At 67.2% G+C, this 23,473-nt stretch carries 20 protein-coding genes; 13 read left to right on the top strand and 7 right to left on the bottom strand.

Annotated elements, in window-relative coordinates:
- The first annotated feature begins 229 nt into the window (after positions 1-229).
- From imuA to N5C25_RS12275, 4 genes are all read left to right on the top strand, one after another.
- A complete protein-coding gene (imuA, locus tag N5C25_RS12290; protein ID WP_058981852.1) occupies positions 230-844 on the top strand; it encodes a translesion DNA synthesis-associated protein ImuA in 615 nt (204 codons plus the stop codon).
- A 9-nt stretch (positions 845-853) separates the two neighbouring features.
- Entirely contained in the window at positions 854-2,263 is a 1,410-nt protein-coding gene (locus N5C25_RS12285) for a DNA polymerase Y family protein (RefSeq protein WP_279937005.1), read from the top strand.
- A 6-nt stretch (positions 2,264-2,269) separates the two neighbouring features.
- A complete protein-coding gene (locus N5C25_RS12280) occupies positions 2,270-5,380 on the top strand; it encodes an error-prone DNA polymerase (protein ID WP_279937004.1) in 3,111 nt (1,036 codons plus the stop codon).
- A 191-nt stretch (positions 5,381-5,571) separates the two neighbouring features.
- Positions 5,572-6,078, top strand: a complete 507-nt coding sequence (locus N5C25_RS12275; protein ID WP_019336451.1) for a hypothetical protein — start codon at positions 5,572-5,574, stop codon at positions 6,076-6,078.
- Positions 6,079-6,180: 102 nt separating this feature from the next.
- On the opposite strand, the gene ptsJ is transcribed toward N5C25_RS12275, so the two are convergent.
- Positions 6,181-7,467, bottom strand: coding sequence for a transcriptional regulator PtsJ (ptsJ, locus tag N5C25_RS12270; RefSeq protein ID WP_251101785.1), 1,287 nt, complete (start codon positions 7,465-7,467; stop codon positions 6,181-6,183).
- Between the two features lie 76 nt (positions 7,468-7,543).
- Here ptsJ and N5C25_RS12265 point away from each other — a divergent pair, with 76 nt between their 5' ends.
- The 9 genes from N5C25_RS12265 (at position 7,544) to N5C25_RS12225 (ending at position 15,360) form a co-directional block, all read left to right on the top strand.
- Entirely contained in the window at positions 7,544-8,317 is a 774-nt protein-coding gene (locus N5C25_RS12265) for a YggS family pyridoxal phosphate-dependent enzyme (protein WP_279937003.1), read from the top strand.
- Complete coding sequence (locus tag N5C25_RS12260; protein WP_251101783.1) at positions 8,314-9,015, top strand: glutamine amidotransferase; 702 nt, start codon at positions 8,314-8,316, stop codon at positions 9,013-9,015. The genes N5C25_RS12265 and N5C25_RS12260 overlap by 4 nt, the downstream gene beginning before the upstream one ends.
- The gene (locus tag N5C25_RS12255) at positions 9,012-9,236 is read left to right on the top strand and encodes a hypothetical protein (RefSeq protein WP_010485009.1); all 225 of its coding nucleotides are present in this window, start codon (positions 9,012-9,014) and stop codon (positions 9,234-9,236) included. The genes N5C25_RS12260 and N5C25_RS12255 overlap by 4 nt, the downstream gene beginning before the upstream one ends.
- A 34-nt stretch (positions 9,237-9,270) precedes the next feature.
- Positions 9,271-9,777 (top strand): hypothetical protein, encoded by a 507-nt coding sequence (locus N5C25_RS12250; protein ID WP_279937002.1) that lies wholly within the window; start codon positions 9,271-9,273, stop codon positions 9,775-9,777.
- 124 nt (positions 9,778-9,901) lie between these two features.
- Positions 9,902-10,411, top strand: a complete 510-nt coding sequence (locus tag N5C25_RS12245; protein ID WP_279937001.1) for an RNA polymerase sigma factor — start codon at positions 9,902-9,904, stop codon at positions 10,409-10,411.
- Positions 10,408-11,334, top strand: coding sequence for a FecR domain-containing protein (locus N5C25_RS12240; RefSeq protein ID WP_058981864.1), 927 nt, complete (start codon positions 10,408-10,410; stop codon positions 11,332-11,334). Before N5C25_RS12245 ends, N5C25_RS12240 begins: the two co-directional genes overlap by 4 nt.
- 64 nt (positions 11,335-11,398) lie before the next feature.
- Positions 11,399-13,870 (top strand): TonB-dependent receptor, encoded by a 2,472-nt coding sequence (locus tag N5C25_RS12235; RefSeq protein ID WP_279937000.1) that lies wholly within the window; start codon positions 11,399-11,401, stop codon positions 13,868-13,870.
- A gap of 40 nt (positions 13,871-13,910) precedes the next feature.
- Positions 13,911-14,657 carry a ChaN family lipoprotein gene (locus N5C25_RS12230; protein ID WP_058981868.1) on the top strand — a complete coding sequence of 249 codons (747 nt, stop codon included), beginning with the start codon at positions 13,911-13,913 and terminating at the stop codon, positions 14,655-14,657.
- Entirely contained in the window at positions 14,650-15,360 is a 711-nt protein-coding gene (locus tag N5C25_RS12225; protein WP_279936999.1) for an energy transducer TonB, read from the top strand. Before N5C25_RS12230 ends, N5C25_RS12225 begins: the two co-directional genes overlap by 8 nt.
- Here the strand turns inward: N5C25_RS12225 and N5C25_RS12220 are convergent.
- From N5C25_RS12220 to dsbG, 6 genes are all read right to left on the bottom strand, one after another.
- A complete protein-coding gene (locus N5C25_RS12220; protein WP_251101780.1) occupies positions 15,357-15,791 on the bottom strand; it encodes a RidA family protein in 435 nt (144 codons plus the stop codon). The two genes, N5C25_RS12225 and N5C25_RS12220, sit on opposite strands and share 4 nt — an antisense overlap.
- Before the next feature lie 184 nt (positions 15,792-15,975).
- On the bottom strand, positions 15,976-16,878 hold the full coding sequence (locus tag N5C25_RS12215; protein WP_251101779.1) for a cation diffusion facilitator family transporter: 903 nt from the start codon (positions 16,876-16,878) through the stop codon (positions 15,976-15,978).
- 28 nt (positions 16,879-16,906) lie between these two features.
- Positions 16,907-19,195 (bottom strand): Orn/Lys/Arg decarboxylase N-terminal domain-containing protein, encoded by a 2,289-nt coding sequence (locus N5C25_RS12210; RefSeq protein WP_279936998.1) that lies wholly within the window; start codon positions 19,193-19,195, stop codon positions 16,907-16,909.
- A gap of 20 nt (positions 19,196-19,215) precedes the next feature.
- A complete protein-coding gene (gene adiC, locus N5C25_RS12205) occupies positions 19,216-20,568 on the bottom strand; it encodes an arginine/agmatine antiporter (protein WP_058981876.1) in 1,353 nt (450 codons plus the stop codon).
- A 76-nt stretch (positions 20,569-20,644) separates the two neighbouring features.
- On the bottom strand, positions 20,645-22,093 hold the full coding sequence (locus tag N5C25_RS12200) for a DcaP family trimeric outer membrane transporter (RefSeq protein ID WP_279936997.1): 1,449 nt from the start codon (positions 22,091-22,093) through the stop codon (positions 20,645-20,647).
- Between the two features lie 513 nt (positions 22,094-22,606).
- A complete protein-coding gene (dsbG, locus tag N5C25_RS12195; protein WP_134730743.1) occupies positions 22,607-23,449 on the bottom strand; it encodes a thiol:disulfide interchange protein DsbG in 843 nt (280 codons plus the stop codon).
- Between the last annotated feature and the right edge of the window lie 24 nt (positions 23,450-23,473).

The raw sequence follows: 23,473 nt of genomic DNA, 5'->3' as shown, positions 1-23,473 counted from the left end.
ATTTGCCGAGGCTCTCTCCAGTAGATCCACGCCATGCGTGGATGCTTTCCTTCCTTCAGCAACCTGAAACCGGGCCCTCGGATTTCATTAGTAATTCTACTCACAAGACGAGTAGCATGTCTGGTCTCAGCCCCTGATACCGGCCCGTCGATACTCGCGCCATGCCCGCCGTTTCCGCCCGTTCCTGCCGTTTCCAGCCCACCCGGCGCCTCCCCTGGAGGGCCGGCTGATGGGGGCCGTCGTCGCCCTCGACCGGCTGCTGGACGGGCGCCAGCTGTGGCGCGGCCCGGCCCGCCAGGGCCCAGCCAGCGACCATCTGGCCAGCGGCCATCCGGCATTGGATGCACGCCTGCCCGGCGGCGGCTGGCCGGCCAGCGGACTGTGCGAGGTGCTGCAGGCGGCGCCCGGCGTTGGCGAACTGGCGCTGGTCTGGCCAGCACTGGCCAGGCTGAGCCAGCGCGACCGCCCGATCGTCCTGGTCGCTCCGCCCTACCGTCCGCATGCCCCGGCCTGGGCCGCCGCCGGGCTGGACCTGTGCCAGTTGCAGATCATCCACGCCGCGCCGAAGCAGGCACTGTGGGCCGCCGAACAGTGCCTGCGCTCTGCGGCCTGCGCGGCGGTACTGTGCTGGCCGCATCAAGCCGACGACCGCGCCCTGCGCCGCCTGCAGGTGGCTGCCGACAGCGGCCAGTGCCTGGGCTTCGTGTTCCGCGAGGCGCAGGCGGCGCGCAATCCCTCTCCGGCCAGCCTGCGCCTGCAGCTCGACCACGGCCAGGTGCGGGTGCTGAAGTGCCGTGGCGGGTTGCCGCCGGCGCAGCCGTTGCCGCTGGCCATCGCCCACTGAGGACGCGCCATGCACTGGGCCTGCCTGTTGTTGCCGCAGCTGGCGCTGGACAGCGTGCTGCGCCTGCAGCCCGACCCACAGCGGCCATTGGTACTGCTGCAGGGGCCGGCGCAGCGTCGCGTGCTGCGCGCGGTCAGCCCGTCGGCACGTGCAGCAGGGCTGCGCCCGGGCATGCTGCTGTCGGCTGCACAGGTACTGGTGCAGGACATGCACCTGCACGACTACGACCCCAATGCCGAACAGCACACCCGGCAGCTGCTGGCCAGCTGGGCCTATGCCTACAGCTCGCAGGTCAGCCTCGATTTTCCGCATGCGCTGGTGCTGGAAATCGGTGCCAGCCGCGCCCTGTTCGGTGACTGGCTGACGATCCAGCAGCGCCTGCGCAACGAACTGCACGAACTCGGCTTCCGCCACCGCCTGGTGGCCGCGCCTACCCCACATGCCGCGCGCGTGCTGGCCAACGTCCACGATGGCCTCGGCCTTGATGCGCAGCAGCTGCCGGCGGCGCTGGCGCAGCTGCCCCTGGCACGTTGCGGCCTGCCCAGCGAGGCGGTGACCGTGCTTGGCCGTTCCGGCCTGCGCACGCTGGGGGCGGTGCTCAAGCTGCCGCGCGACAGCCTGGCCCGGCGCTTCGCCCCCGAGGTCCTGCAGCAGCTGGATGCATTGCGCGGGCTGCCCACCGCGCCATTGCGCTACTACCAGCCACCGGACCGTTTCGATGCGCGCATCGAATTCGAATACGAGATCGAATCCAGCCAGGCCCTGCTGTTCCCGCTGCGCCGCCTGCTGCTCGACCTGGCCGCCTTCCTGTGCTCGCGCGATGGCGGCGTGCAGCGCTTCGACCTGCATTTCGAGCATGACCTGTTGCCGGCCAGCGTGCTGACCATCGGCCTGTTGGCGCCCGAGCGCGATCCCACGCTGCTGTTCGAGATCGCACGCAACCGCATGGAAGCCTTCGCCCTGCCGGCCGGCAGCCGCGCACTGCGCCTGCAGGCCGAACAGCTGCCGCCGTTCGTACCCGCCGCGCGTGACCTGTTCGATACCCGTCCGGCGCAGGCGATGCCGTGGAACCAGCTGCGTGAGCGCCTGCGCGCGCGGCTCGGCGATGACGCCGTGCAGCCGCTGGCAGTGCAGGCCGACCATCGCCCCGAACGTGCCAGCGGCACCCAGCCAGCGGCCAGGCTACCGGCATACTGGCCACTACGCCCCGGTTGGCTGCTGGACGCTCCACAGCCGCTGCGTGACCCGCGCCTGCGCATCATCGCCGGGCCGGAGCGGATCGAATCGGGCTGGTGGGACCAGGCTGATGCGCGCCGCGACTACTACGTGGTGGAAACCGCGCATGGCCAGCGCGGCTGGGCTTTCCGTGACCGCAACAATCCACATGCGCCGTGGATGCTGCACGGCTGGTTCGGCTGAGCCGCCATGCACAGCGAACTGCCCGGCTACGCCGAACTGCACTGCCTGTCGGCCTTCAGTTTCCAGCGCGGTGCTTCGATCGCCGAAGAGTTGTTCGCGCGCGCCGCGGGCCAAGGCTACCGCGCGTTGGCGATCACCGACGAATGCTCGCTGGCCGGCATCGTGCGCGCCTGGCAGGCAGCGAAGACACATGGCGTGGCACTGATCGTCGGCGCCGAATTCCAGGTCGAGGACGGGCCGAAGCTGGCCCTGCTGTGCACCGACCAGACCGCCTATGCCGGGCTGTGCCAGTTGATCACGACCTGTCGGCGGCGGGCTGCCAAGGGCGAGTACCGCTGCCTGCGCGACGATCTGCTCGGCCTGCCCGACGGTTTGTTGTGCCTGTGGCTGGACCGGCAGCCATCCGCCACCGATCTCGAGTTGCTGCGCACCGGCTTCGATGATCGGCTGTGGCTGGCGGTGGAACTGCACCGTGAACACGATGACGCACGCCGCCTGCAGCAGCTGCGGGCCTTCGGCGAACGCCACCGCCTGCCCCTGGTCGCCAGTGGCGATGTGCATATGCACGTGCGCCGCCGCCGTGCCCTGCAGGACACACTGACCGCGATCCGCCACCGCTGCAGCGTGGCCGAGGCCGGCTGGCGCCTGTTTCCCAATGGCGAGCGCCACCTGCGCCCGCGTACCGCGCTGGCCCAGCTGTATCCGCCCGAACTGCTGGCTGAAACCCTGCGCATCGCCGAACGCTGCCACTTCACCCTGGAACAGCTGCAGTACACCTATCCGCGTGAGCTGGTGCCGGAGGGGCATGACCCGGACAGCTGGCTGCGCGAGCTGGTCGAAGAAAAGATTCCCTGGCGTTGGCCAGAAGGCATCAAGGACGCCCAGCGCAGGCAGATCGAACATGAGCTGGCGTTGATCCGGGAGAAAAACTACGCCTCCTACTTCCTTACCGTGCATGACATCGTGCGCTTCGCCCGCAGCCAGGACATCCTTTGCCAAGGCCGTGGCTCGGCGGCCAATTCGACGGTGTGCTTCGTGCTGGGCGTGACCGAGATCGATCCTGCGCGCAGCAATCTGTTGTTTGAACGCTTCATCTCCGCCGAGCGCAATGAGCCGCCGGACATCGACATCGACTTCGAGCACGAGCGTCGCGAGGAAGTGCTGCAGTACGTGTTCAAGCGCTATGGCCGCGAACGCGCCGCACTGACCGCGGTGGCGATCAGCTACCGTGGCCGCAGCGCGATCCGCGACGTGGCCCGTGCGCTCGGCCTGCCGATGGACCAGGTCAACGAACTGGGCGCGGCGATGGACCACTGGAGCGGCAACATCCCATTGCCGGAAACCCTGCGCGAGCGCGGTTTCGATCCGGACACGCCGTTGATGCGGCGCCTGCTGGCGCTGACCGCCGAGCTGATCGACTTCCCGCGCCACCTGTCGCAGCATCCGGGCGGTTTCGTCATCTCCGAGCATCCGCTGTCGACCCTGGTGCCGGTGGAGAACGCGGCGATGGCCGATCGCACCGTCATCCAGTGGGACAAGGACGATCTGGATGCCACCGGCCTGATGAAGGTCGACTGCCTGGCATTGGGCATGCTTACGGCCATCCGCAAGTGCCTGGCGATGTTGAAGCAGCACGGCCTGCACGAAGGGCGCATGGACGCCATCCCGCCCAAGGATGCAAAGACCTTCGACATGATCTGCGCCGCTGACACCATCGGCGTGTTCCAGATCGAATCGCGCGCGCAGATGGCGATGCTGCCGCGCATGCAGCCACGCACGTTCTATGACCTGGTGATCGAGGTGGCGATCGTGCGCCCTGGCCCGATCCAGGGCGACATGGTGCACCCCTATCTGGAGCGGCGCCGGATCCTGCGCGAACAAGGCCCGGACGCGTTGAACGACCCGGACAACCCGCTCTACCCACCGCAGCTGGAACGCGTGTTCGCACGCACGCTGGGCGTGCCGCTGTTCCAGGAACAGGTGATGCAACTGGCGGTGGAAGCAGCCGGCTACACGCCGGGCCAGGCCGATGCCCTGCGCCGCTCGATGGCGGCGTGGAAGCGCCGTGGCGGTCTGGAACCGCATCGCGAGAAGCTGCTGGCCGGCATGCTGAAGAACGGCTTCAGCCGCGAATACGGCGAGCACCTGTTCGAGCAGATCAAGGGCTTCGGCGATTACGGCTTCCCGGAAAGCCACGCCGCCAGCTTCGCCCTGCTGACCTATAACAGCTGCTGGCTGAAGTGCCACCACCCGGCCGCATTCACTGCCAGCCTGATCAACAGCCAGCCGCTGGGGTTCTACAGCCCCGACCAGCTGCTGCAGGATGCACGCCGCCATGGCATCGGCGTGCTGCCGGTGGACGTGCGCCACAGCGACTGGGACTGCACGCTGGATTTCAGCAGGGGGCCGGCGGCGATCCGCTTGGGCCTGCGCCTGATCGACGGCTGCAACGAAGGTGCCGTGCAGGCCATCATGCGCGAACGTGCGCGGCGCCCGTTCGACGACGTCGGCGACCTGTGCCAGCGCACCGCACTGGACCGCCGCCAGCAGGGCCTGCTGGCCGATGCCGGGGCACTGCGCGGGCTCAGCGGCCATCGCCATCGTGCACGCTGGGATATCTCGGGCGTAGAGAACCGGCTGCCGCTGTTCGACCAGGCCCGTGCCACTGCCGAAGCCCGCGTGCCCCTGCCACTGCCCAGCGCCTGGGAGGACATGCAGGCCGACTACCGCAGCACGGGCACCACCCTCGGCCGTCACCCGATCTCGTTCCTGCGCGCGCAGCTGCGTAGCCGTGGCTGCCTGGATGCCGCACAGCTGGCCGGGCACGGCCACGGCCGCCGTGTGCGCATCGCCGGACTGGTGCGCATGCGCCAGCGGCCACAGACCGCCAGCGGGGTGACTTTCCTCACCCTCGAGGACGAGACCGGCATGGTCAACGCCGTGGTCTGGCGGCACCTGGCCGATCGCCAGCACCGGGTGCTGGTCGATACCCAGCTGATGCAGATCGATGGCCGCCTGGAACGCGTCGATGGTGTGCAGCATGTCATCGTGCAGCGCATGCACTGTCTGGATGAGCTGCTGCAGGGACTGCGCAGCCACAGCCGCGATTTCCACTGACGCCGGGAATCGCCGCGTAATGGCCACTGGGTGATGTCGACCAGGTAGAGGTAGAGTCGACTGTCAGTCGACTTGCGCGCGTCAGCGCGGGAATTTCCGTGATCTGATCGAACAGCAGTCGACTGACAGTCGACTCTACCCATCCCCTTTTGCATCCGCTATCGTCGGCACATCCAAGGAAGGACGACGCCATGCCCCGCGCACTGCTGCTGACCACGCTGGTGGTCTCCACCCTCGCCCTGCTGGTTTCCGGCTGGACCGCCTGGAGCCTGCATCGCAGCCAATCGCCACAGCGCATCATCGAAGCACGCGGGCTGGTCATCCACGATGCAAGCGGCCAGCCCCGGGTGATCCTCGGCGCACCAGTTCCCGATCCACTCAGCCAGGGCCGCACCCAAGGGCCGCGTGCCACCGCCCTGTCAGGCCTGATCCTGCTCGGCCCCGATGGTTCCGAACGCGGCGGTTACGGCACCAGCGACCGCGGCGGCGAAGCCCTGTTGACCCTGGACGATGCCACCGGCACCACCGAAGTGTTCAAAGTGGTGGCCAACCCGGATCGCGGCGCCAGCCTGATGGTCAAGCACCAGAACAACACCGGCGCCATGCTCACCTCCTGGCAGGGCAAGCCGGAACTGATGTTCGTCGATGACAGCGGTCAGTCCTATTACGTGCGCCCCGGCGCCAACGCCGCGCCCTGATCTGCTTCTGTAGTGCCGAGCCATGCTCGGCTGCTGTTGGTAGAAGCAGCCCAGCATGGCTCGGCTCTACAAAGGCGAAGCAACGTCGAGCATGGCTGGGCGCTATACCCCACACACCGCCGCCAGGTCATCGGCCAGCTGCCGCAGCTGCGCCGCCCCCAGTGCCGCACAGGTGATGCGCAGGCCATGCCCTGGTGCAGCCACCGCAAACACTTCGCCCGCCCGCACATGCCATCCGCGCGAAGCCAGTGCCAGCACCTGCGGATGGCTGTCGGTTTGCAACGGCAGCCACAGGTTCAATCCTTCCATCGGCTGCGGCGTCGGCATGCCACGCGCGCGCAGCAGCTCCTGCAGCGACCGCAGTCGCTGCTGATAACGCTCACCTGCCGAGGCGATCTTCGCCCGCTGCGTTGACGACGCCAGCACCGAGGTTGCCGCGTCCTGCAGCAGGTGACTGACCCAGCCGATACCGGATGCCAATCGCAGCCGCAGCCGCATCGCGGTTTCTTCATCGCAGGCCAGCCAGGCCAGCCGCAGGTCCGGGCCGAGAGGTTTGGACAACGAGCGCAGCAGCGCCCAGCGCCGGCCGTCCAGCGGCAGCACCGAGTGATAGGCCTGCTGCGAGAGCAGCGCGTAGTGATCATCGATCAGCACCGCCACCTGCGGGTAGGCCGCCAACAACTGGCGCAACGCCCTTGCCCGTTTCGCATCCAGGCTGGCGCCGGTCGGGTTGTGCGCGCGCGGCGTCAGCAGCACCGCGCGTGCACCGGCCTCCAGTGCCTGCCGCAGCGAATCGACCTGCATGCCATGCGCGTCCACCGCCACCGGCAACGGCGCGTGACCCACCGCGTTGAGCACGTTGAGGCTGCCGAGGAAGCACGGATCCTCCACCGCGATGCGATCCCCCGGCAGCAGCCACGCCGCCAGCAGGCGTTCAATGCCATCGACCGCCCCATGGGTCAGCTCCAGCGCATAGCCCTCAGGGCAGTCCGCATCCAGCGAGGCGCGCGCCAGCGCCTGCAACCTCGGGTCGACCGTACCCACGCCATACAGCCGTGGTGCGGCCGGAGCCAGGCGCAGGTTCGGCAGCAGGCGCGGATCCGGGTTGCCACCGGCCAGGTCCTGCAGGGCCAGCCCGGGCGTACTGCCCTCGCGCGCCAGCGTCGGCGGCAGGCCACGCACCACCGTACCGCGGCGACCCGCCGTGCTGGCCAGGCCCGCCGCATCCAGGCGCTTGTAGGCCGCAGCCACGGTGTTGCGGTTCACTCCCAGCTGCTCGGCCAGTTCACGCACCGGCGGCAGCACGCTGCCCGCCGGCAGGCGGCCCTTGCCAATGCCATCACGGATGCTGTCGAAGATCGACTCGGCACTATGCCCGGTGATTTTCATTTTGTCCTATGCCAAAATATATCTTGTCCTGTGCCAGTGTATCCCACCCTGGCCGCCCTGCATTGGAGGTGCCCGCATGCCCCTTGCCGCTGCCGACTGGCCCGTCGCCCAGTCCGTTGAACAGATCGCCGCCAACCTGATCACGGTGCGTCAACGCATCGCCGATGCCTGCGCTCGCGTCGGCCGGGATCCGGCCAGCGTGCGCCTGCTGCCGGTCAGCAAGACCGTCGACGAGGCCCGCATTCGCATGGCGGTGGCCGCTGGCTGCCACGAACTCGGCGAGAACAAGGTGCAGGAAGCACAACGCAAGGCCGAGACAATGGCCGACCTGGGCGTGCACTGGTCGGTGATCGGCCATCTGCAGACCAACAAGGCACGCTACGTGGCGCGCTTCGCCAGCGAGTTCCAGGCGCTGGACAGCCTGCGCGTTGCCGAAGCACTGCAGCAGCGCCTGCAGCTGGAAGACCGCACGCTGGATGTGTTCGTGCAGGTCAACACCTCCGCCGAACCCAGCAAGTACGGCCTGGAACCCGCTGCCGTCGAGGCCTTTGTGCAGCAGCTTCCAGCGTTCGATCGCCTGCGCGTACGCGGCCTGATGACGCTGGCCATCTTCACCCCGGAGGTCGAGCGCGTGCGTGCCTGCTTCGTACGCCTGCGCGAACTGCGCGACCAGCTGCAACGCACTGCACCTCCCGTCATCGACCTTTCGCAGTTGTCGATGGGCATGTCCGGAGACTTCGAAGTGGCGATCGAGGAAGGTGCCACCGTGGTCCGCGTCGGGCAGGCCATTTTCGGCGCCCGCGCCACCCCGGACAGCTTCTACTGGCCGAAAAGCGGAGCACCGGCATGAAGAACGCGGTTGCCCTGCAACACGTTGCCTTTGAAGACCTCGGCACCCTGAAACCGTTGCTGCTGGCGCAGGGCTGGCAACTGCAGCTGCTGCAGGCCGGCGTCGATGCGCTGGATGGCGCCGAAACCGCCGACCTGCTGGTCGTGCTGGGCGGTCCCATCAGTGCCAATGACACAGGGACCTACCCCTTCGTCAACGACAGCATTGCCCTGCTGCAGCGCCGGCTGCAGCGGCAGCGGCCCACCCTCGGCATCTGCCTGGGTGCACAGCTGATGGCGCGCGCACTCGGTGCCAGTGTCGCTCCCAGTGGTGGCAAGGAAATCGGCTTTGCGCCACTGCTGCTGACCGATGAAGGCCAGCGTTCTCCGCTGCAGTCCCTGCAGGGCATTCCGGTACTGCATTGGCATGGTGAGGCGTTCGAACTTCCGGCCGGTGCACGCCGCCTGGCAAGTACGCCGGCCTGCCGTCACCAGGCGTTCGCCATCGGCAGCCACGCATTGGCCCTGCAATGCCATCCGGAACTGGACGCCCGCCAGTTCGAGCGCTGGCTGATCGGCCACACGCTGGAGCTGGCCCAGGCCGGCATCGATCCCAACGACCTGCGCGCGCAGGCGCGTCGCTATGGCGCACCACTGGCTGCGGCCGCCACCGCGATGTTCGACCATTGGCTGCAGGACCTGCCGGAGACACCACAATGAACTACCGATTGCAGATCCACCGCGATGGTGCCCACTGGGGTCACTTCGACTGCAGCGGCCCCGATGCCCTGCAACGCATGGACGCCATCGCCGCACAGCTGCCTGCCGATCAGGGCTTCCAGCTGAAACGGCAGAAAGGGGTCAGCGAAGAGCGCATCCTGTCCAGCAATGCCGATGGCCTGCGCGTACTGGCTTCGCAGATCCAGTACCGCGACATCTGACCCGATGGTAGTGCCGGCATGCCAACCTTCCACCATGTTGACCCTGCAACGCGGCAGCCACCACGGACTGCTCATCGCCCCGCGCTGGCCCTCCACCCGCATCCAACTGGAAGAAGAGGTACTGCAACGCCTGCTCGACGCGCAGGCAATGCTGCCTGCCGGGCTGCGCCTGCTGCTAACTCGTGGCTTCGAACCCGGCCACAGCCGTCTCGGTGGCTTCCGCCGCGCGGTACGACGGCTCGGCATCGCAGCATTCCGCACCTGCTACCCGCAACGCCGCGATGAGATCGATGCCATCTTCGGTGCCAACGGCCACGACATCGATGGCCGTCATGTCGATGTCTCACTGGTACTGCACGGCAAGCGGCTGCGGCTGCTGCCTCTGGGCGTATTCACCCCACTGCGCTGGCAGGATCGTCGCGTTGCCCGTCATTCCGAAGCCGTCGCGCAGGTGAAGCGCAGCCTGCAGCAGTGCGGCTTAGAGCTGCATCACAACGCCACCGAAGCCCTGCAGATCCACTGCGACTATCGCCCGCGCTGACGCCGCGGTGACCCATGCGTGCCGTGCCTCGCGCCATGGATGCAAGTGCTTCTCTTTTGCTGTAAGGTGCAGCCGCTGCCCTTGCCGCCGCGGGCTGTTCCCTTTCCCAGTTGTCGCCCGCCCCGTGTCCACGCCTGTCGAACCGACGGATGTCGCGCAGCTGTGCGCGGCCCATTACCGGCCGCTGCACGCCCATGTCCGCCGCAAACTCCCGCAACGCAGCGACGCCGATGACGTCGTCCAGGAAACCTGGCTGCGTGTCGTCAAAGTCGCCGCCAGCGGCCTGCTGAGCAACGGCCGCGCCTATCTGTACCGCGTCGCCCACAACCTGATCGCGGATCACTACCGACAGCGCCAGCGCCGTCGCGAAGAGGTACTGGATGACACGCAGTTGCAGGCCATCGCCGATCCTGCACCACTGCCCGAGCAGCGACTGCTCGACGCCGAACGGCTGCGCCACCTCGACGCGATCATCGCCGCGCTGCCACCGCGCTCGCGCCAGGTGTTCCTGCTGGCGCGGGTTGAGCAATTGGCGCTGGCTGAGATCGGGCGCCAGCTCGGCATCAGCCGGCAGACCGCGCACGGCCATCTGCTGCGCGCCCTCGTCGCCCTGCAGCAGGTGCCCGGCGCATGAGCCAGGACGCGATCGCGCGCGAAGCCGCACGCTGGTGGCTGGACGGGCACGACGGTGACCGCGACGAGAACGCGTTCGACCAGTGGTACCAGGCTGACCCCCGACATGCCGCGCAGTACCAGTATTTGCAGCACCTGTGGCAGGCAGGCGCGACGCTGCCCAGCCTGCAGCGGCAGCAGCAGCGCAGGCAACGCCGTCGCCTGCGCGAAGCCGGCATTGCGGTTCTGTTGCTGTGTGCGCTGGGTCTCTACAGCCGCCATGCCTCGCCGCCGGTGGCGCAGGTACTGCGTACGGCCGCTGGCGAGATCCGCGATGAGACCCTTCCGGATGGTTCGCATGTCCTGCTGTCACCCGGCAGCGAAGTGAAGGTGCGCATCGATGGGCAGCGCCGCCAGCTCCAGCTGCAGCGTGGCCAGGCCTGGTTCCAGGCCGCCGCCGATGCCGATCGGCCCTTCCAGGTACACACCCCACAGGGCACCGTCACTGCACTGGGGACCGCATTCGATCTTGCCGTGCAGGGCAACAGCAGCGTGGTCACCGTTACCGAGCATCGCGTGCGCGTGGACAGCGGCAACGCCAGCATGCTGGCCAACGACGGCGAGCAGCTGCGCTTCGATGGGCAGTCAACAACCCATGCAACAACCACCGCCCCCGGAACACTGGCCTGGCGCGAGCGGCGCCTGCATTGGGTCTCGGCCCCGCTGGCCGACGTCACGCAGGGCCTGGACCGCTGGCACGGCGGGCACACGTGGGTCGTCGGTGAGCAGCTGCGCCAGCAGCCGGTCACCCTGCTTGGCAGTGCCGACGGTGCAGCCAGCAACCGCGACCAGTTGGCCACTCAGTTGCAGGTGCGCGTGCTGCGTCTCGGCGACGGCATACAGGTGTGGCTGCCGCCACGCAGGGAACAGCGTGATGGAACCTGACATCCGGCCTGCGGCTGCGTCTACCCAGGATGACGACGCTCTGCGTCAGCCCCTGGAGCTACCGATGCTGTGCCCCCGCCCCCTTGTCCTCGCCCTGTCGCTGGTCTGCGCCAGCACCATTCCACTGCTGCCAAACAGCGCCCACGCGCAGGCCGCCACTCGAAGCTACGATCTGCCCGCCCAGCCAATGGCCGCCGCGCTGGACGCCTACAGCCGGCTGACCGGTGTCGATCTGGTGATCAGCGCAGCGCTGCCTGCCGGTCATTCGGCGCCGGCTCTGCGCGGTGACTTCGACGATGCGCAGGCCCTGACGCGCCTGCTGGCGGGCAGCGGTCTGCGCCCGCGCTTCGTGGATGCGCGTCGTGCTGCCCTGGAACCGGCGCCGGCCGAACGCGCCGATGGCAGCCGCCGCACCGGTCCGCTGCGGGTACAGGGCACTACCGCGCATGGCCAGGCACCGGGTGCCGGCGCCAGCCAATATGTACCGGCCAGCCGCGATGGCTTTGCGCCCTCGGTCGGCAGTGAGCGCGTGGCGATGGCCGAACGCCAGGAAGGCAACAGCCTGCTGCGCTCGATGCCCGGCACCCACAGCTTCCATTCGCGCAGCCAGCCGGGCCTGCAGGTCAACATCCGCGGCATGACCGGTGCCGGCCGGGTCAACACCATGATCGATGGTGTCACCCAGACCTTCCGTAACAATGCCGGGCATGGCTCGGGCGGCCCGTTCGCCTATGTCGACCCGTTCCTGCTGGCCGGTGTGGACGTGCAGCGCGGTGCAGTCGCCGGCGGTGATGGCGCCGGCACGCTGGCCGGCAGTGCCAACTTCCGCACGCTGGATATCGACGATCTGCTCGGTGAGGGCCGTGACTGGGGCCTGCGTGCAGGCTATCGCCACGGCAGCAACGGCTACGGAAGTGGCCGCACCTTCGCCGGTGCCTGGCGCCACAGCGAAGAGGGGGGCGACCGCCAGTTCGGCCTGCTGGCCGCTGCCAGCAGCAGCCGCAGCAGCGAGTACGCCACCGCGCGTGGGCAGAACAACACCGCCGACCCGGGCAGCCAGCAACCCAGCAGCTGGCTGTTGAAAGCACGCCTGCAGCCCAGTGATCAGCATCGGCTGGACCTGAGCCACATGCATTACGAAAACGATTTCTACCACAACTACCCGTGGCAGATTTCCGCGCGCAACCAACGCGCCAGCTACCGCTACACGCCCTATTCGCCGTGGATCGACCTGCGCGCGACTTTTGCCAGCAACAAGACCCGGCTGTTCTATCCGCCGGTGGAGGCGTCCAGCTACATCGGCCGCCGCACCCACAGCAGCCTGAGCAGCTGGACCGTGGACAACACCAGCCGCTTCGATGTCGGCGCGCTGCAGGCGCGCTGGAACACCGGCATCAAGCACCAGTCGGACATCTATGTGGCCGATACGCCCATCCTTCGCGGTGCCAACCCGCAGGGACGCAGCCAGCTGGACAGCGTGTTCAGCACGCTGGAACTTCAGTACGACGTCTACGCGTTGACTGCAGGCCTGCGCCAGGATCGTTATGGCATCCGTGGTCACGTTCCGGTGTGCTCGGATGTCCCCGGCCAGTGCGCCGAAATCAACGGCGGCGGCATCGACCTGCGCCGCACACAGCGCGCACTCAGCCCCAGCCTGGCGGTATCATGGCAGGCTACTGGCTGGCTGCAGCTGTTCGCCGAAGTCTCGCGCACCTCCCGCCCACCGCGTGTGCAGGAGATGTTCTTCGAAAAGATCCCACTGGAAGGCATGAGCGATGCCGATGGCGTTGGCGCCAATCCGTTCCTGCGCCGCGAGCGCTCGCGCAACCTGCAGTTCGGCGCCAACCTCAGCACCTCCTCGCTGCTGACCGACGGTGATCTGGCGCAGCTGCGCGTCACCCGCTTCGACAACCGGATCCGCGACTATATCAAGCCGCAGTACCTGCTGATTGTACACCCTCCGGAGGTGGAGCCTTTGGTGGTACCGATCGACAGCGATCCGCAGCTCATCGCCTGGACCGATGCGCTGGACGTGGAGGACTTCAGCACCACCACGCGCTGGATGAACCACCCGGGCGTGGTGCGCATGCGCGGAATCGAGCTGGAAGCGCACTACGCCAGCGAGCGCTACCACGCCACGCTGAGCTGGACCCGCTCGCGTACCAGTGCGCCCGCCATCGAATTCGTCAACCTGGAAGACATCACCGCCCTGCCCGACCGCTACTGGACGCTGGACCTGGGCGGCCGCTGGTGGCAGCAGCGCGTGCAGGCCGGCCTGCGCGCCGAGTACTCGGGGCCGACCGAGGAAGGCTACGACTTCTTCCAGACCCGCAAGACCGGCGGCACCGGCGTGCTGCTGGACTTCTACGCCAGCTTCAAGCCCCAGGCCAACACCACGCTGTGGCTGAACATCGAAAACCTGCAGAACAAAGCCTATGACAACAATGCCTCGATCGACAGCATCTTCAGCCCGATCCTGGACCGCGGCAACGGCCGTGGCCGTACCGTCTCGATGGGCGTCAACGTGGCGTTCTAGCCGCCCCTGGCTGCCGCTGTGCCTGCTCGCGCTGGCCGCAATGGCCAGCGCGCAGCCGATGCCTGGCACGGTGATCGACCTGGCCAACGGCCAGCGCCTGGACGAAACCGCATTCGTGACGCGTGCGGCGGACGCCCAGCGGCTGCTGCTGGGTGAACGCCACGACCTCGCCGGAGACCATGCCGCCCAGCGCTGGCTGCTGCAGGCCCTGCAGCGGCGGCGTCCGCAGGGTTCACTGGTGCTGGAAATGATCGCCAGCGAGCGCCAGCCACGCCTGCAGCGGGTGCAGCGCTGGCTGGCGAAGGGCAACCGGGCCGAAGATGCACGCCTGCAGGAGCTGCTGGACTGGGATGCGCGCTGGCCGTGGGCCGCGTATGGCGGGCTGGTCAAGGATGCTGCCGATGCAGGCACGCCGTTGTTCGGCGGCAACCTGTCGCGTGCCGAGGTCAACCTGCTGCTCGCCTCCACTGAGGACGTGCAGTTCCCGGTGGCCGATGCCCGCCAGCGCCTGTCGGCGGTGGTGCTGGCCCAGCATGCAGACGCGGCACCGATGCTGGATGGGATGCTGGCCGTGCAGCAGGGCCGCGACACGCGCATGGCGCAGGTACTGGTCGATGCGCCCGCGCCAGCGCTGCTGGTGGCGGGCCGGTGGCACGTCCTGCGCGGTACCGGGGTACCGGGGTACCTGTCACCGGGTACGCCTGCGCTGGTGATCGCACTGGCCTCGCCGGGTGAAACCGTCGATGCGATTGATGCCGACCTGCTGTGGGTGCTGGCCGATGAGTGAACGCGGCCAACACTGGCAGGCGATTGCCATCACCATCGGCCTGCACCTGCTGCCCCTGCTGCTGTTGGGTTGGGTCGCGACGCCGCCCATGCTCCCGCCACCGGAACAGGACGTGCGCATCAGCCTGCGCCTGCTGGCACCGGCCACGCCCCCGCAGCCCGTGGAGGAGCGCCAGGCCGATACCCCCAGCCAGGCGCAGCACGCGCGTGCGTCGCAACCGGCAAAGTCGCCCCCGCCGCCAAAACCCACCGCTGCGCACGAGGGCGAGTTGGCCGCCAGCGAAACAAGCGGGACGGGTCGAAAGCCGCTGCCGGTCGCCCCGCCTGCGGCCGCGACCGATGCCAGTCCCGCACCGGCATCGATCACGGCCGCGCCGCCCGCTCCAGACGCACCACCGGCAGACTTCCAGGCCGGCGCCGCCAGCGACCAGTGGGAAGCCCGCCTGATGGCGCGGCTGGAGCGCTATCGCTATTACCCCGCCGCCGCGCGCTCGCGCCGGCAACAAGGCACCGCTTGGGTCAGGGCCAGCATCGACCGCGACGGCCGCCTGCTGGCGCTGCGACTGGAGCAGTCCAGTGGCCAGCCGATGCTGGATGACGCAGCGCTGCAGACCTTCCGTCGCGCTCAGCCGCTGCCGCGCATTCCGGATGAACTGAAGGCACCACAGGAACTGGTGGTGCCAGTGGAGTACTACCTGCGCTAGGCGGCATAGGCCTCCGCCTCGATCTCGAACAACATGCCGTCCAGCGCCAGCCGCGGCACCGGGATCAGCGTGCAGGTGGGCGCCGCGCGGTTAGGCCAGCGCCGCCGCACCTGATGGGCGATGATGCCCAGCCGGTCCTCATCGTGATCGACCACCAGGATACGCAGCCGTACCACGTCGGCCAGGCTTGCCTGCGCCGAGTGCAGCGCGGTCTGCAGGTTGTCCAGTGCCTGCCCGACCTGTTCTTCGAAGCTGGGTGAGAGACGGCCCTGGGCATCTTCACCTCCCTGCCCGGCCACGTGGATCACCCGTGCCGGCAGGCGCACCACCGCCACGTGTGAGTAGCCGTTGGCCGAAGGATCGTAGAGGCCCGGTGGATTGAACAGCTCCAGCAGGCCATGGCTGAAGTCCGGTGTGGTCAGCAGGTTCATGCCGCGCGCCTCGTGGGGGTTGCCGGCAGTCTGTGACCTCAACCCCGGTTGAGGTCAAACGGATCCGGTGCAACAGACCGGTCTGCCACGCGCAACGATCGTGCCCACGTGTAGAGCCGAGCCCACGCTCGGCTGCTCAGCGCGAATGGCAGCCGAGCATGGGCTCGGCTCTACCGTTCCCGGCTCACGTCCACGCCGGGTCTGCGGTGAAATCGATGGTCAGCCAGAACGTGCTGCCGCGCGCATCCAGCCGCACCGCGATCTCGTCGCGCATCGCATCGACTTCGCCCACTGAACCCAACGGCATGGCCGGGTCGGCCAGCACGTGGATTTCGATGAAGCGCATCCGCCCCATCTTCGCCACGTGGCTGGTGAAACCGAGGTAGCCACGCTCGGCCACGAACGCCTGCATCACCTGCTGCACGCGCCGGTCCAGATCGTCCGGCGCAACCTGCAGCACTTCACGCATGGCCTTCCACGCACTGCGCGCCGGTACCGGCAGTACCGCCAGGCTGATCAATGCCAGCACGATCGAATCCAGATACGGCACCCAGTGGTGCCACTCACCGCCATGCAGGACCAGGGCCAGTACGAAGGCCAGCACTACCGCCAGGCTCATCAACCCACCCAGCAGCCAGCCCCGTACATCCAGCCACAACAGCGCCGAGCGCAGGCGCCGCGCCCGCTGGGCGACGAACGCCGCCATCGCCAGGTTGCTGGCACTCAGCAGCGCCGCCCACCACAGCGCGGGCCCGAATTTCACCTCGTGTCCGCCCGTGGTCAAACCAATCACCGCGTTGGCCAGCGCATACACGCAGGCCAGCGACAGGATCACCCCGCCCAGCGCCTCGACCATCGGCTCCAGGTGCCAGTAGCCGTACTGGAAGCGCGGGCTCTGTTCCCGCGCCACCAGCCGCAGCACCGACAACGACACCAGGGTCAGGGCAACGTCGACCAGGCTGTACACACCGTCGAACAGGATGGCCTGCGATCCCACCAGCAGGCCACCGCTGAAGCCGACCACGCTGACCGCGATGGTGACCCCGATCGAGAACTTCAGGATGCGTTGCTCGCGCGCGGTGTCCATCGTTCGCCGAAGGGCCGACCGTCGCCGGTCAGGCCTTCAGTACCTCCACCTTGTACGAGGTCACATCGCCGTCGTTCTCGATGATGAGCCCGTGCACGTCCGACTCGAAGCCCGGGAAGCGGGCATTCTGCTCACGGGCGATGCGCAACGACTGGATGATCGGCTCATCGCTGTCGCCAAAGCGCTCGCCCGGCATGATGGTCGGAATGCCCGGCGGGTACGGCACCAGCATGGTCGCGGCGATGCGACCACTGACCTGCTCGATGTCGACCCGCTCGATCTCGCCCTTCACCAGGTGGTTGTAGGCATCGGCCGGGGTCATCACCGGGGTTGGCAGATCCACGTACATCTCGCGCATCACCTTGGCCACCGCGAACTCCTGGTTGAACGCATGCAGCGCGTCGCACAGGTCACGCAGGCCCCAACCGGCGTAGGCATTCGGATAGTCGGCGGCCAGCGTCGGCAGTGCCTGGCTGAGCGGCGCATTGCGGTCGTACAGTTCCTTGAACGCCATCAGTTCGGTGACCAGGGTGCTCCACTTGCCCTTGGTGATGCCCATCGAGAACAGGAACAGCACCGAGTACAGGTTGGTCTTCTCCACGGTGATGCCGCGGCCCCACAGGAACTTGCTCAGCACCGCCGCCGGAATGCCCAGCTTGCCCATGCTGCCGTCCATCGCCAGGCCCGGGGTCAGCAGGGTCACCTTGATCGGGTCGATCAGCACATAGTCGTCGACCAGGTTCTCGAAGCCGTGCCAGTGTGCGTCCGGTTGCAGGTACCACTCTTCGCGCTTGGCCACCATCGGCGCCGGCGTGTCGCCCTTGTCCAGACTGCGCTCGAGCCTGGTCGGCTGCCATACGCTGAACCACCAGTCGTCGCGGCCGAGATCATCGCGGACGTGCAGCATCGCGCGGCGGAAGGCGATCGCCTCGTCGTGCATTTCCTGTACCAGCGAACGGCCGGCATCGCCTTCCATCATCTTCGACGCCACATCGCAGGCCGCGATAACCCCGTAATGCGGGCTGGTCGAGGTGTGCATCATGAACGATTCGTTGAAGCGCTCGGCATCCAGGTCGCGCTGCGCCGAGTTGCGCACGTGGATCATCGAGGCCTGCGAGAACGCGGCCAGCAGCTTGTGCGTGGAATGCGTGGTGAAGATGATCGCATCCTGCTCGCGCGGCTTGCCCTTGGCCATGCCGTAGTGGTTCTCGTAGAACGGATGGAACGCAGCGTAGGCGTACCAGGCTTCGTCGAAATGCAGGAAGTCCACCGCGCTGCCGATCTCGTCGGCAATCTTCTCGGCGTTGTAGCACAGGCCGTCGTAGGTCGAGTTGGTCACCACCGCGATGCGCGGCCTGGAGCCAGCCTGATAGGCCTTGCTGGCCAGCGGATTGGCGGCGATGCGCTGCTGCAACGATTCCGGCGTGAACTGATCCAGGCTGATCGGGCCAATGATGCCGTGTGCATTGCGGCTGGGGGTGAAGTACACCGGTACCGCGCCGGTCATGATCAACGCATGCAGCAGCGACTTGTGGCAGTTGCGGTCGACGAACACCACGTCGCCGCGCGCCACCGTGCCATGCCAGACGATCTTGTTGGCGGTGGAGGTGCCATTGGTGACGAAGAAGGTATGGTCGGCACCGAAGTTGCGCGCCGCCTCTTCCTCGGCATCCTTGATCGGGCCGGTGTGATCCAGCAGTGAGCCCAGCTCCGGCACCGAGATCGACAGATCGCTGCGCAGGGTGTTCTCACCGTAGAACTGGTGGAATGCACGGCCCACCGGTGACTTGGTGAACGCCACACCGCCGGCATGGCCCGGCGTGTGCCAGGAGTAGTTCGACTCGGCCGCATGGTGGATCAACGCCTTGAAGAACGGGGGCAGCAGGTTCTTCATGTAGTCCTCGGCCGCGCGCATCACCTGCCGCGAGATGAAGCTCTTGGTGTCTTCGAACAGGAAGATGAAGCCGTGGATGTATTTGAGCAGCTTGCTCGGCACCTTCTCGATGGTGCGGCGCTCGCCGTACAGGAACACCGGCAGGTTGGCGCGGCGCGCGCTCTGCTCGCGCAGGAAAGCGGTCAGGCGCTGGAACTCGCCATCCACCTCTTCACTGCCGTCGATCGAGATCAGCACCGCCGAGGCCGCCACGTAGGTGCGGGCGCCGGCCCGGGCATCATCCAGGTTCAGCCCGCACAGCACGCGCTGGTCATTGCTGCGCAGCTCTTCCACCAGCGCACGGATCAGGATGCCGCCGATGCGCGGCGACTCGTAGTCGTTGTCGATGACAATGACCGGATAGTCCAGGGACTTGAAGTACACGTCGATTCTCCTTGTCGAACTCAGGAATGCCGGGCGCCGGCGCTGATGGCCGATGCCTCGCGGGCGCGCTGCCGCTGCTGGCGGCGCTCCTCGCTGAAGAAGGGATAGAACACGGTGATGAACAGCACGAACAGGAAGGCGTACTGCACGATGGTTCCCGACGAGCCGTAGATCGCCCACAGGCAGTACACGACGGTCAGGCTGGTGAGCGTCCAGAACGCACCGGTGTGGACCAGGGTATGCGAGCGCTCGACCACGAAGTAGCAGGCCACGCACGAGTAGATGTAGGGCAGCAGGGTCAGCACCACCGCCGCCGACGTGATCACGTCGAACTGGGCCGATGCGGTTTCCGAGGTGGAAGTGACCAGCACTGCCAGGGTCATCAGCACGGCCACGATCAGCACGCCCTTGACCGGCACGTCGTCCTTATTGGTCTTGCTGAAGATGGTCGGGAACAGGCCATCATCGGAGGCCGCCTTGGCACTCTGCGCGGTCAGCAGGATCCAGCCACCCAGCGAACCGGCCGCGCCGATGAACGCGCACAGGCTGACCAGTGCACCGCCCCAGCCACCGACGGCCTTGGCCGCGGCCAACGCGAACGGTGCGTCGGACACCTGCAGTTCCGCGTTCGGCACCATGCCCATGATCACCGACGAACTGGCGATGTAGGCAATGGCAGCCAGGAACACGCCGGCCAGCGTCGCGCGGGCGACGTTCTTCTCCGGATTTTCGACCACACCGGCAGTCACCGATGCAGACTCGACGCCGATGAAGGCCCACAGGGTCAGTGCCGCGGCGCTCGAGATCGCACCGAAGTTCGACTCGCCAGACACGTTGTAGGCGCCCTTGAAGATGTCGGCATCGAAGAAGAACCAGCCGAAAATGGCGATGCCCAGGATCGGCACCAACGCAAAGCTGGTGGTGACCGTCTGCACGCGGCTGACGAAGGCCGGGCCGACCACGTTGGCAAAGCTCAGTGCCCACACCAGCACCAGCACCGCGATGCAACGCACCAATGGCTCGGACAGGATCGGGAAGAAATAGCTGAAATAGCCCACCGCCGCAATGGGGATGGCGACGTTGCCGATCCAGTTGGCGAACCAGTAGATGGTATTGGTCTGGAAGCCCATGTACGGCCCGAACCAGTCGCGTGCATAGGCATAGGGGCCGCCCGCCTTGGGCGCAAGCTTGCCCAGCTTGGCGAACACGAAGGCCAGCAGCAGCGCACCGGCAGTGGTGATCAGCCAGCCCCAGATCGAGGCGGTACCGATCTTGGCCAGGCTGGACGGCAGCAGGAACACGCCTGAGCCCATCATGTTGCCGGCGACGAGGAAGGTGGCTCCGACCACCCCGATTTTCTTTGCTTCTGCCATGACGATCTCCGGTACTGGCATGAGCCCGGCAGCACCGGGCGTGGGGACGGTTGCGCTGGCGTACGACCGCTGGCGCCTATTTGATGAAGTTGTATTGCAGGCTGCCCTGCACCCGGACCGTGTCGCCGCGTGCGCCGGCCTGCTGTTCCAGGCGGCCGTACAGCAGCTCCATGCCCATCGTCCACGACGGCGCGGGGCTCCAGATCAGGTTGAATACGCCGTACCGGCTCTGCCGGAAGGCATCGGCCGCCAGTGCGGCATTCCGCTCCAGGGTCAGCTGGCCGAAGATCAGGTTCGATCGCCACAGCTCGGACCAGTAGTGGGTATAGCCGACGAAGCCGCCGTGCAGGTCCAACGCGTCGAGGCGGCCATCGGCACCGACCACCGCGTCCAGCCCGGAGCCGGTCAGGTCGGCGGTATAGCGGCTGAGACCGCGCCCTCCCAGCGCACCGAACAACAGCAGGTCGCGCTCGCCCACCGACGCCGAGCCGCTCAACTGCACGCCGCCAGCCATGCGTCGGTCGCGCTCGTTGTCACCGTCGTATGCCAGGCTGCGTGCCACTGCGCCCAGTTGCAGGTGGCCCCAGTCGCGTTCCATGCGCGCAGTGACGGTCACGTCCGGCAGACGGTTCACTGCAGCGCGCTCTTCGCTGGCACCGGCAAGTTCGGTCTTCGGATCTTCGGCGGCGACGGTCAGGGTGTTGCCCTTGCCCAGCGCAAAGCTATGGTGGATGCCGGCCACCAGCAGATAGCCCGCGCCGCCTGGACCAGCGAAATCCAGCGTGTCGGGCAGGCTGTCCGGATCCATGAAACTGGAATAGCCATAGCCGGCATAGGTGTTGCCGAGCTGGCCATAGGCGTGACGCAGGCGGAATTCGTAGCCATCGCTGCTGCCGAAGAAGTCGTTTTCCAGGTAGAAGCGGAGGTTGCCGTGCGTGGTCGGGCGCCGCGCCTCGAAACTGAAGCGGGTCTGCTTGGCGTGGATGTTGAAGTTGGACACGTCACGGTGGCTGCCACCGACCGGCATCGACGAAGGAATGAACTGGTCCTCGTCACCGGCTGCGCGGGAATCCGCGATGGCATCCAACTTGGCATAGCCGCCGATGCGGATTACCGTATCAGTGCCGGGAATGGCAAAGAACCCCTTCAGATCGGGATCGGTCGGGCCCGCGGCACTGTCCGGACGCGATGCCGCCGTGGATGGATCGGCGACCGAATCGCGTTGTGGCAATACGGGCTGGGCGACACCCGGCACCTGGGTGGGATGGATCACCCCCGTCGTGGCCGCTGTGGGGGCGAAAGATAACGCTCCGGGCTTCGCCTGTGCCTGCGGCTGCGCCTGCACAGGCGCATGATCCCGCTGCTCCAGCCGATCCAACCGCTGCTGCATGCCTTCCAGCGCCTGGCGCATGGCGGCAATCTCACGCCGCAGTGCCTGCGCATCCAGCGCATCACCCTGTTGCGCGTACGCCGGCATGACCGCCAGTGCCCCGAGACATGCCAGATTCAGTACCGCCATACGCATTGCATCCTCCCCGGACGAACACTCGCATCACGGTTCCGGAGCGCACGCATGCGCCGCCCTGGCCTCGCGTTGCCGTTGCTGGAAATGCGGGTACTGCGTCGACGACACCAGTCAGCCTGCACGCGGCAGACAACAGGACAATGACACTGCCCTGCCTCTATCCATGTCGCTTCCATCAAGGCCGCGCAGCCAGAGAGGTGGCGACCGCAGCAGTCTGGGTAACAATCAGGGAGTGAGAGTGTCGTGAATGGCTGTGCCGACCTGCCCGCATCCGGGCAGCCGCGGCGCGGCATCCATGGCGCGTTGACGCTGTATTCCATGCGTCACAGGCTAGTCCGCCTGTCGTTTTTGGCCTTGATTGGAATCAAGGCATGATGTTTGATCTCAGTCACGATTCAGCCGTGACGACGAACAGCCCATGCGCAAGCAGTTGTGTTCGCCTGGGGCCTGGAACGCAACAGGCCCGCACGTCACCATGCGGGCCTGTGGTCGACATCATGATGCAGGCTCAGATCAGCGCGGGCCGAGCACCGTCTGCAGGTCATCCCCCTGCGGCAGACCGGCGCGGCGCTGCACCTGGCCCTGCGCATCCTGGAACAGGATACCCGGCGTGCCCTGGAACCCCATCTCGACCATCAGCACCTGGTTGGCGTCGAGCTTGCCCGCGATGTCGCGGCTGATGCTCGGCAGGGCCTTGATGCCGCCACGGTCGAACTGGTGCTCGTTCTGAAGCAGGGCCGCGCTCGGGTCACGCGCCGAGAGGATCGCTGCCGCCTTGGCCGGACTGTCCTCACGGATGACGCCGACCATGATGTGGCGCAGTTGTACCTTGCCTGCATCCACCCACGGACGCGCCGCCTCCCAGAATTTGTGGCAGTAAGGGCAATTGGCATCGCTGAAGGTGTAGACCACGCGTGGCGCATCGGCCTTGCCGTCAGGCACCCACGCGCTGGCTTCCAGCTTGCTCCACATCCTGGCGGACATCGGCGAGGCGACCAGCTTCTCAACCGCCTCTGCGGCTACATCATTGCCTTCCGCGTCGAACAGACTGCCGACCAGTACGTGCTTGCCATCGGCAGTGACATAGGCCGCCGCCGGCTGCTGGCCACCGACCACGCCAGCGAAGCCCCGCAGGCCTTCGGGGGCATCGAACTCGGCAACGACCTCGAAACCGTGCTTCTCGATGCCCTTCAGCACCGCAGGGCGGTCGCCCTTGTTGGCAGCAGCTGCGGCGCTCGCGGCCGGTGGCGCAGCGCTCTTGCCCGGCGGCGTCTGTGCCTGGCTGCAGGCGGCCAATGCCAGCAGGACCGGCAGCAACAGCACCGCGGGGGCGGCGCGCAGGGAAGTCGACAACATGGGAACTCCGTAGTGAGATGCCCG

This window comes from Stenotrophomonas sp. GD03958, assembly GCF_029839005.1.
GTDB classification, from domain to species: domain Bacteria; phylum Pseudomonadota; class Gammaproteobacteria; order Xanthomonadales; family Xanthomonadaceae; genus Stenotrophomonas; species Stenotrophomonas hibiscicola.
The sequence above is the reverse complement of the archived record's forward strand: the minus strand, read 5'-3'. Positions and strand labels throughout refer to the sequence as shown.

Excerpts from the sequence above, each read along its gene's own strand:
- ptsJ (WP_251101785.1), bottom strand. The coding sequence starts at position 7,467 with ATGAAAATCACCGGGCATAGTGCCGAGTCGATCTTCGACAGCATCCGT.
- N5C25_RS12260 (WP_251101783.1), top strand. The coding sequence starts at position 8,314 with ATGAAGAACGCGGTTGCCCTGCAACACGTTGCCTTTGAAGACCTCGGC.
- N5C25_RS12200 (WP_279936997.1), bottom strand. The coding sequence starts at position 22,093 with ATGCGTATGGCGGTACTGAATCTGGCATGTCTCGGGGCACTGGCGGTC.
- N5C25_RS12225 (WP_279936999.1), top strand. The coding sequence starts at position 14,650 with ATGAGTGAACGCGGCCAACACTGGCAGGCGATTGCCATCACCATCGGC.
- N5C25_RS12265 (WP_279937003.1), top strand. The coding sequence starts at position 7,544 with ATGCCCCTTGCCGCTGCCGACTGGCCCGTCGCCCAGTCCGTTGAACAG.
- N5C25_RS12240 (WP_058981864.1), top strand. The coding sequence starts at position 10,408 with ATGAGCCAGGACGCGATCGCGCGCGAAGCCGCACGCTGGTGGCTGGAC.
- N5C25_RS12285 (WP_279937005.1), top strand. The coding sequence starts at position 854 with ATGCACTGGGCCTGCCTGTTGTTGCCGCAGCTGGCGCTGGACAGCGTG.
- N5C25_RS12220 (WP_251101780.1), bottom strand. The coding sequence starts at position 15,791 with ATGAACCTGCTGACCACACCGGACTTCAGCCATGGCCTGCTGGAGCTG.
- dsbG (WP_134730743.1), bottom strand. The coding sequence starts at position 23,449 with ATGTTGTCGACTTCCCTGCGCGCCGCCCCCGCGGTGCTGTTGCTGCCG.
- N5C25_RS12235 (WP_279937000.1), top strand. The coding sequence starts at position 11,399 with ATGCTGTGCCCCCGCCCCCTTGTCCTCGCCCTGTCGCTGGTCTGCGCC.
- N5C25_RS12275 (WP_019336451.1), top strand. The coding sequence starts at position 5,572 with ATGCCCCGCGCACTGCTGCTGACCACGCTGGTGGTCTCCACCCTCGCC.
- N5C25_RS12215 (WP_251101779.1), bottom strand. The coding sequence starts at position 16,878 with ATGGACACCGCGCGCGAGCAACGCATCCTGAAGTTCTCGATCGGGGTC.
- adiC (WP_058981876.1), bottom strand. The coding sequence starts at position 20,568 with ATGGCAGAAGCAAAGAAAATCGGGGTGGTCGGAGCCACCTTCCTCGTC.
- N5C25_RS12255 (WP_010485009.1), top strand. The coding sequence starts at position 9,012 with ATGAACTACCGATTGCAGATCCACCGCGATGGTGCCCACTGGGGTCAC.
- N5C25_RS12230 (WP_058981868.1), top strand. The coding sequence starts at position 13,911 with ATGGCCAGCGCGCAGCCGATGCCTGGCACGGTGATCGACCTGGCCAAC.
- N5C25_RS12280 (WP_279937004.1), top strand. The coding sequence starts at position 2,270 with ATGCACAGCGAACTGCCCGGCTACGCCGAACTGCACTGCCTGTCGGCC.
- N5C25_RS12250 (WP_279937002.1), top strand. The coding sequence starts at position 9,271 with ATGTTGACCCTGCAACGCGGCAGCCACCACGGACTGCTCATCGCCCCG.
- imuA (WP_058981852.1), top strand. The coding sequence starts at position 230 with ATGGGGGCCGTCGTCGCCCTCGACCGGCTGCTGGACGGGCGCCAGCTG.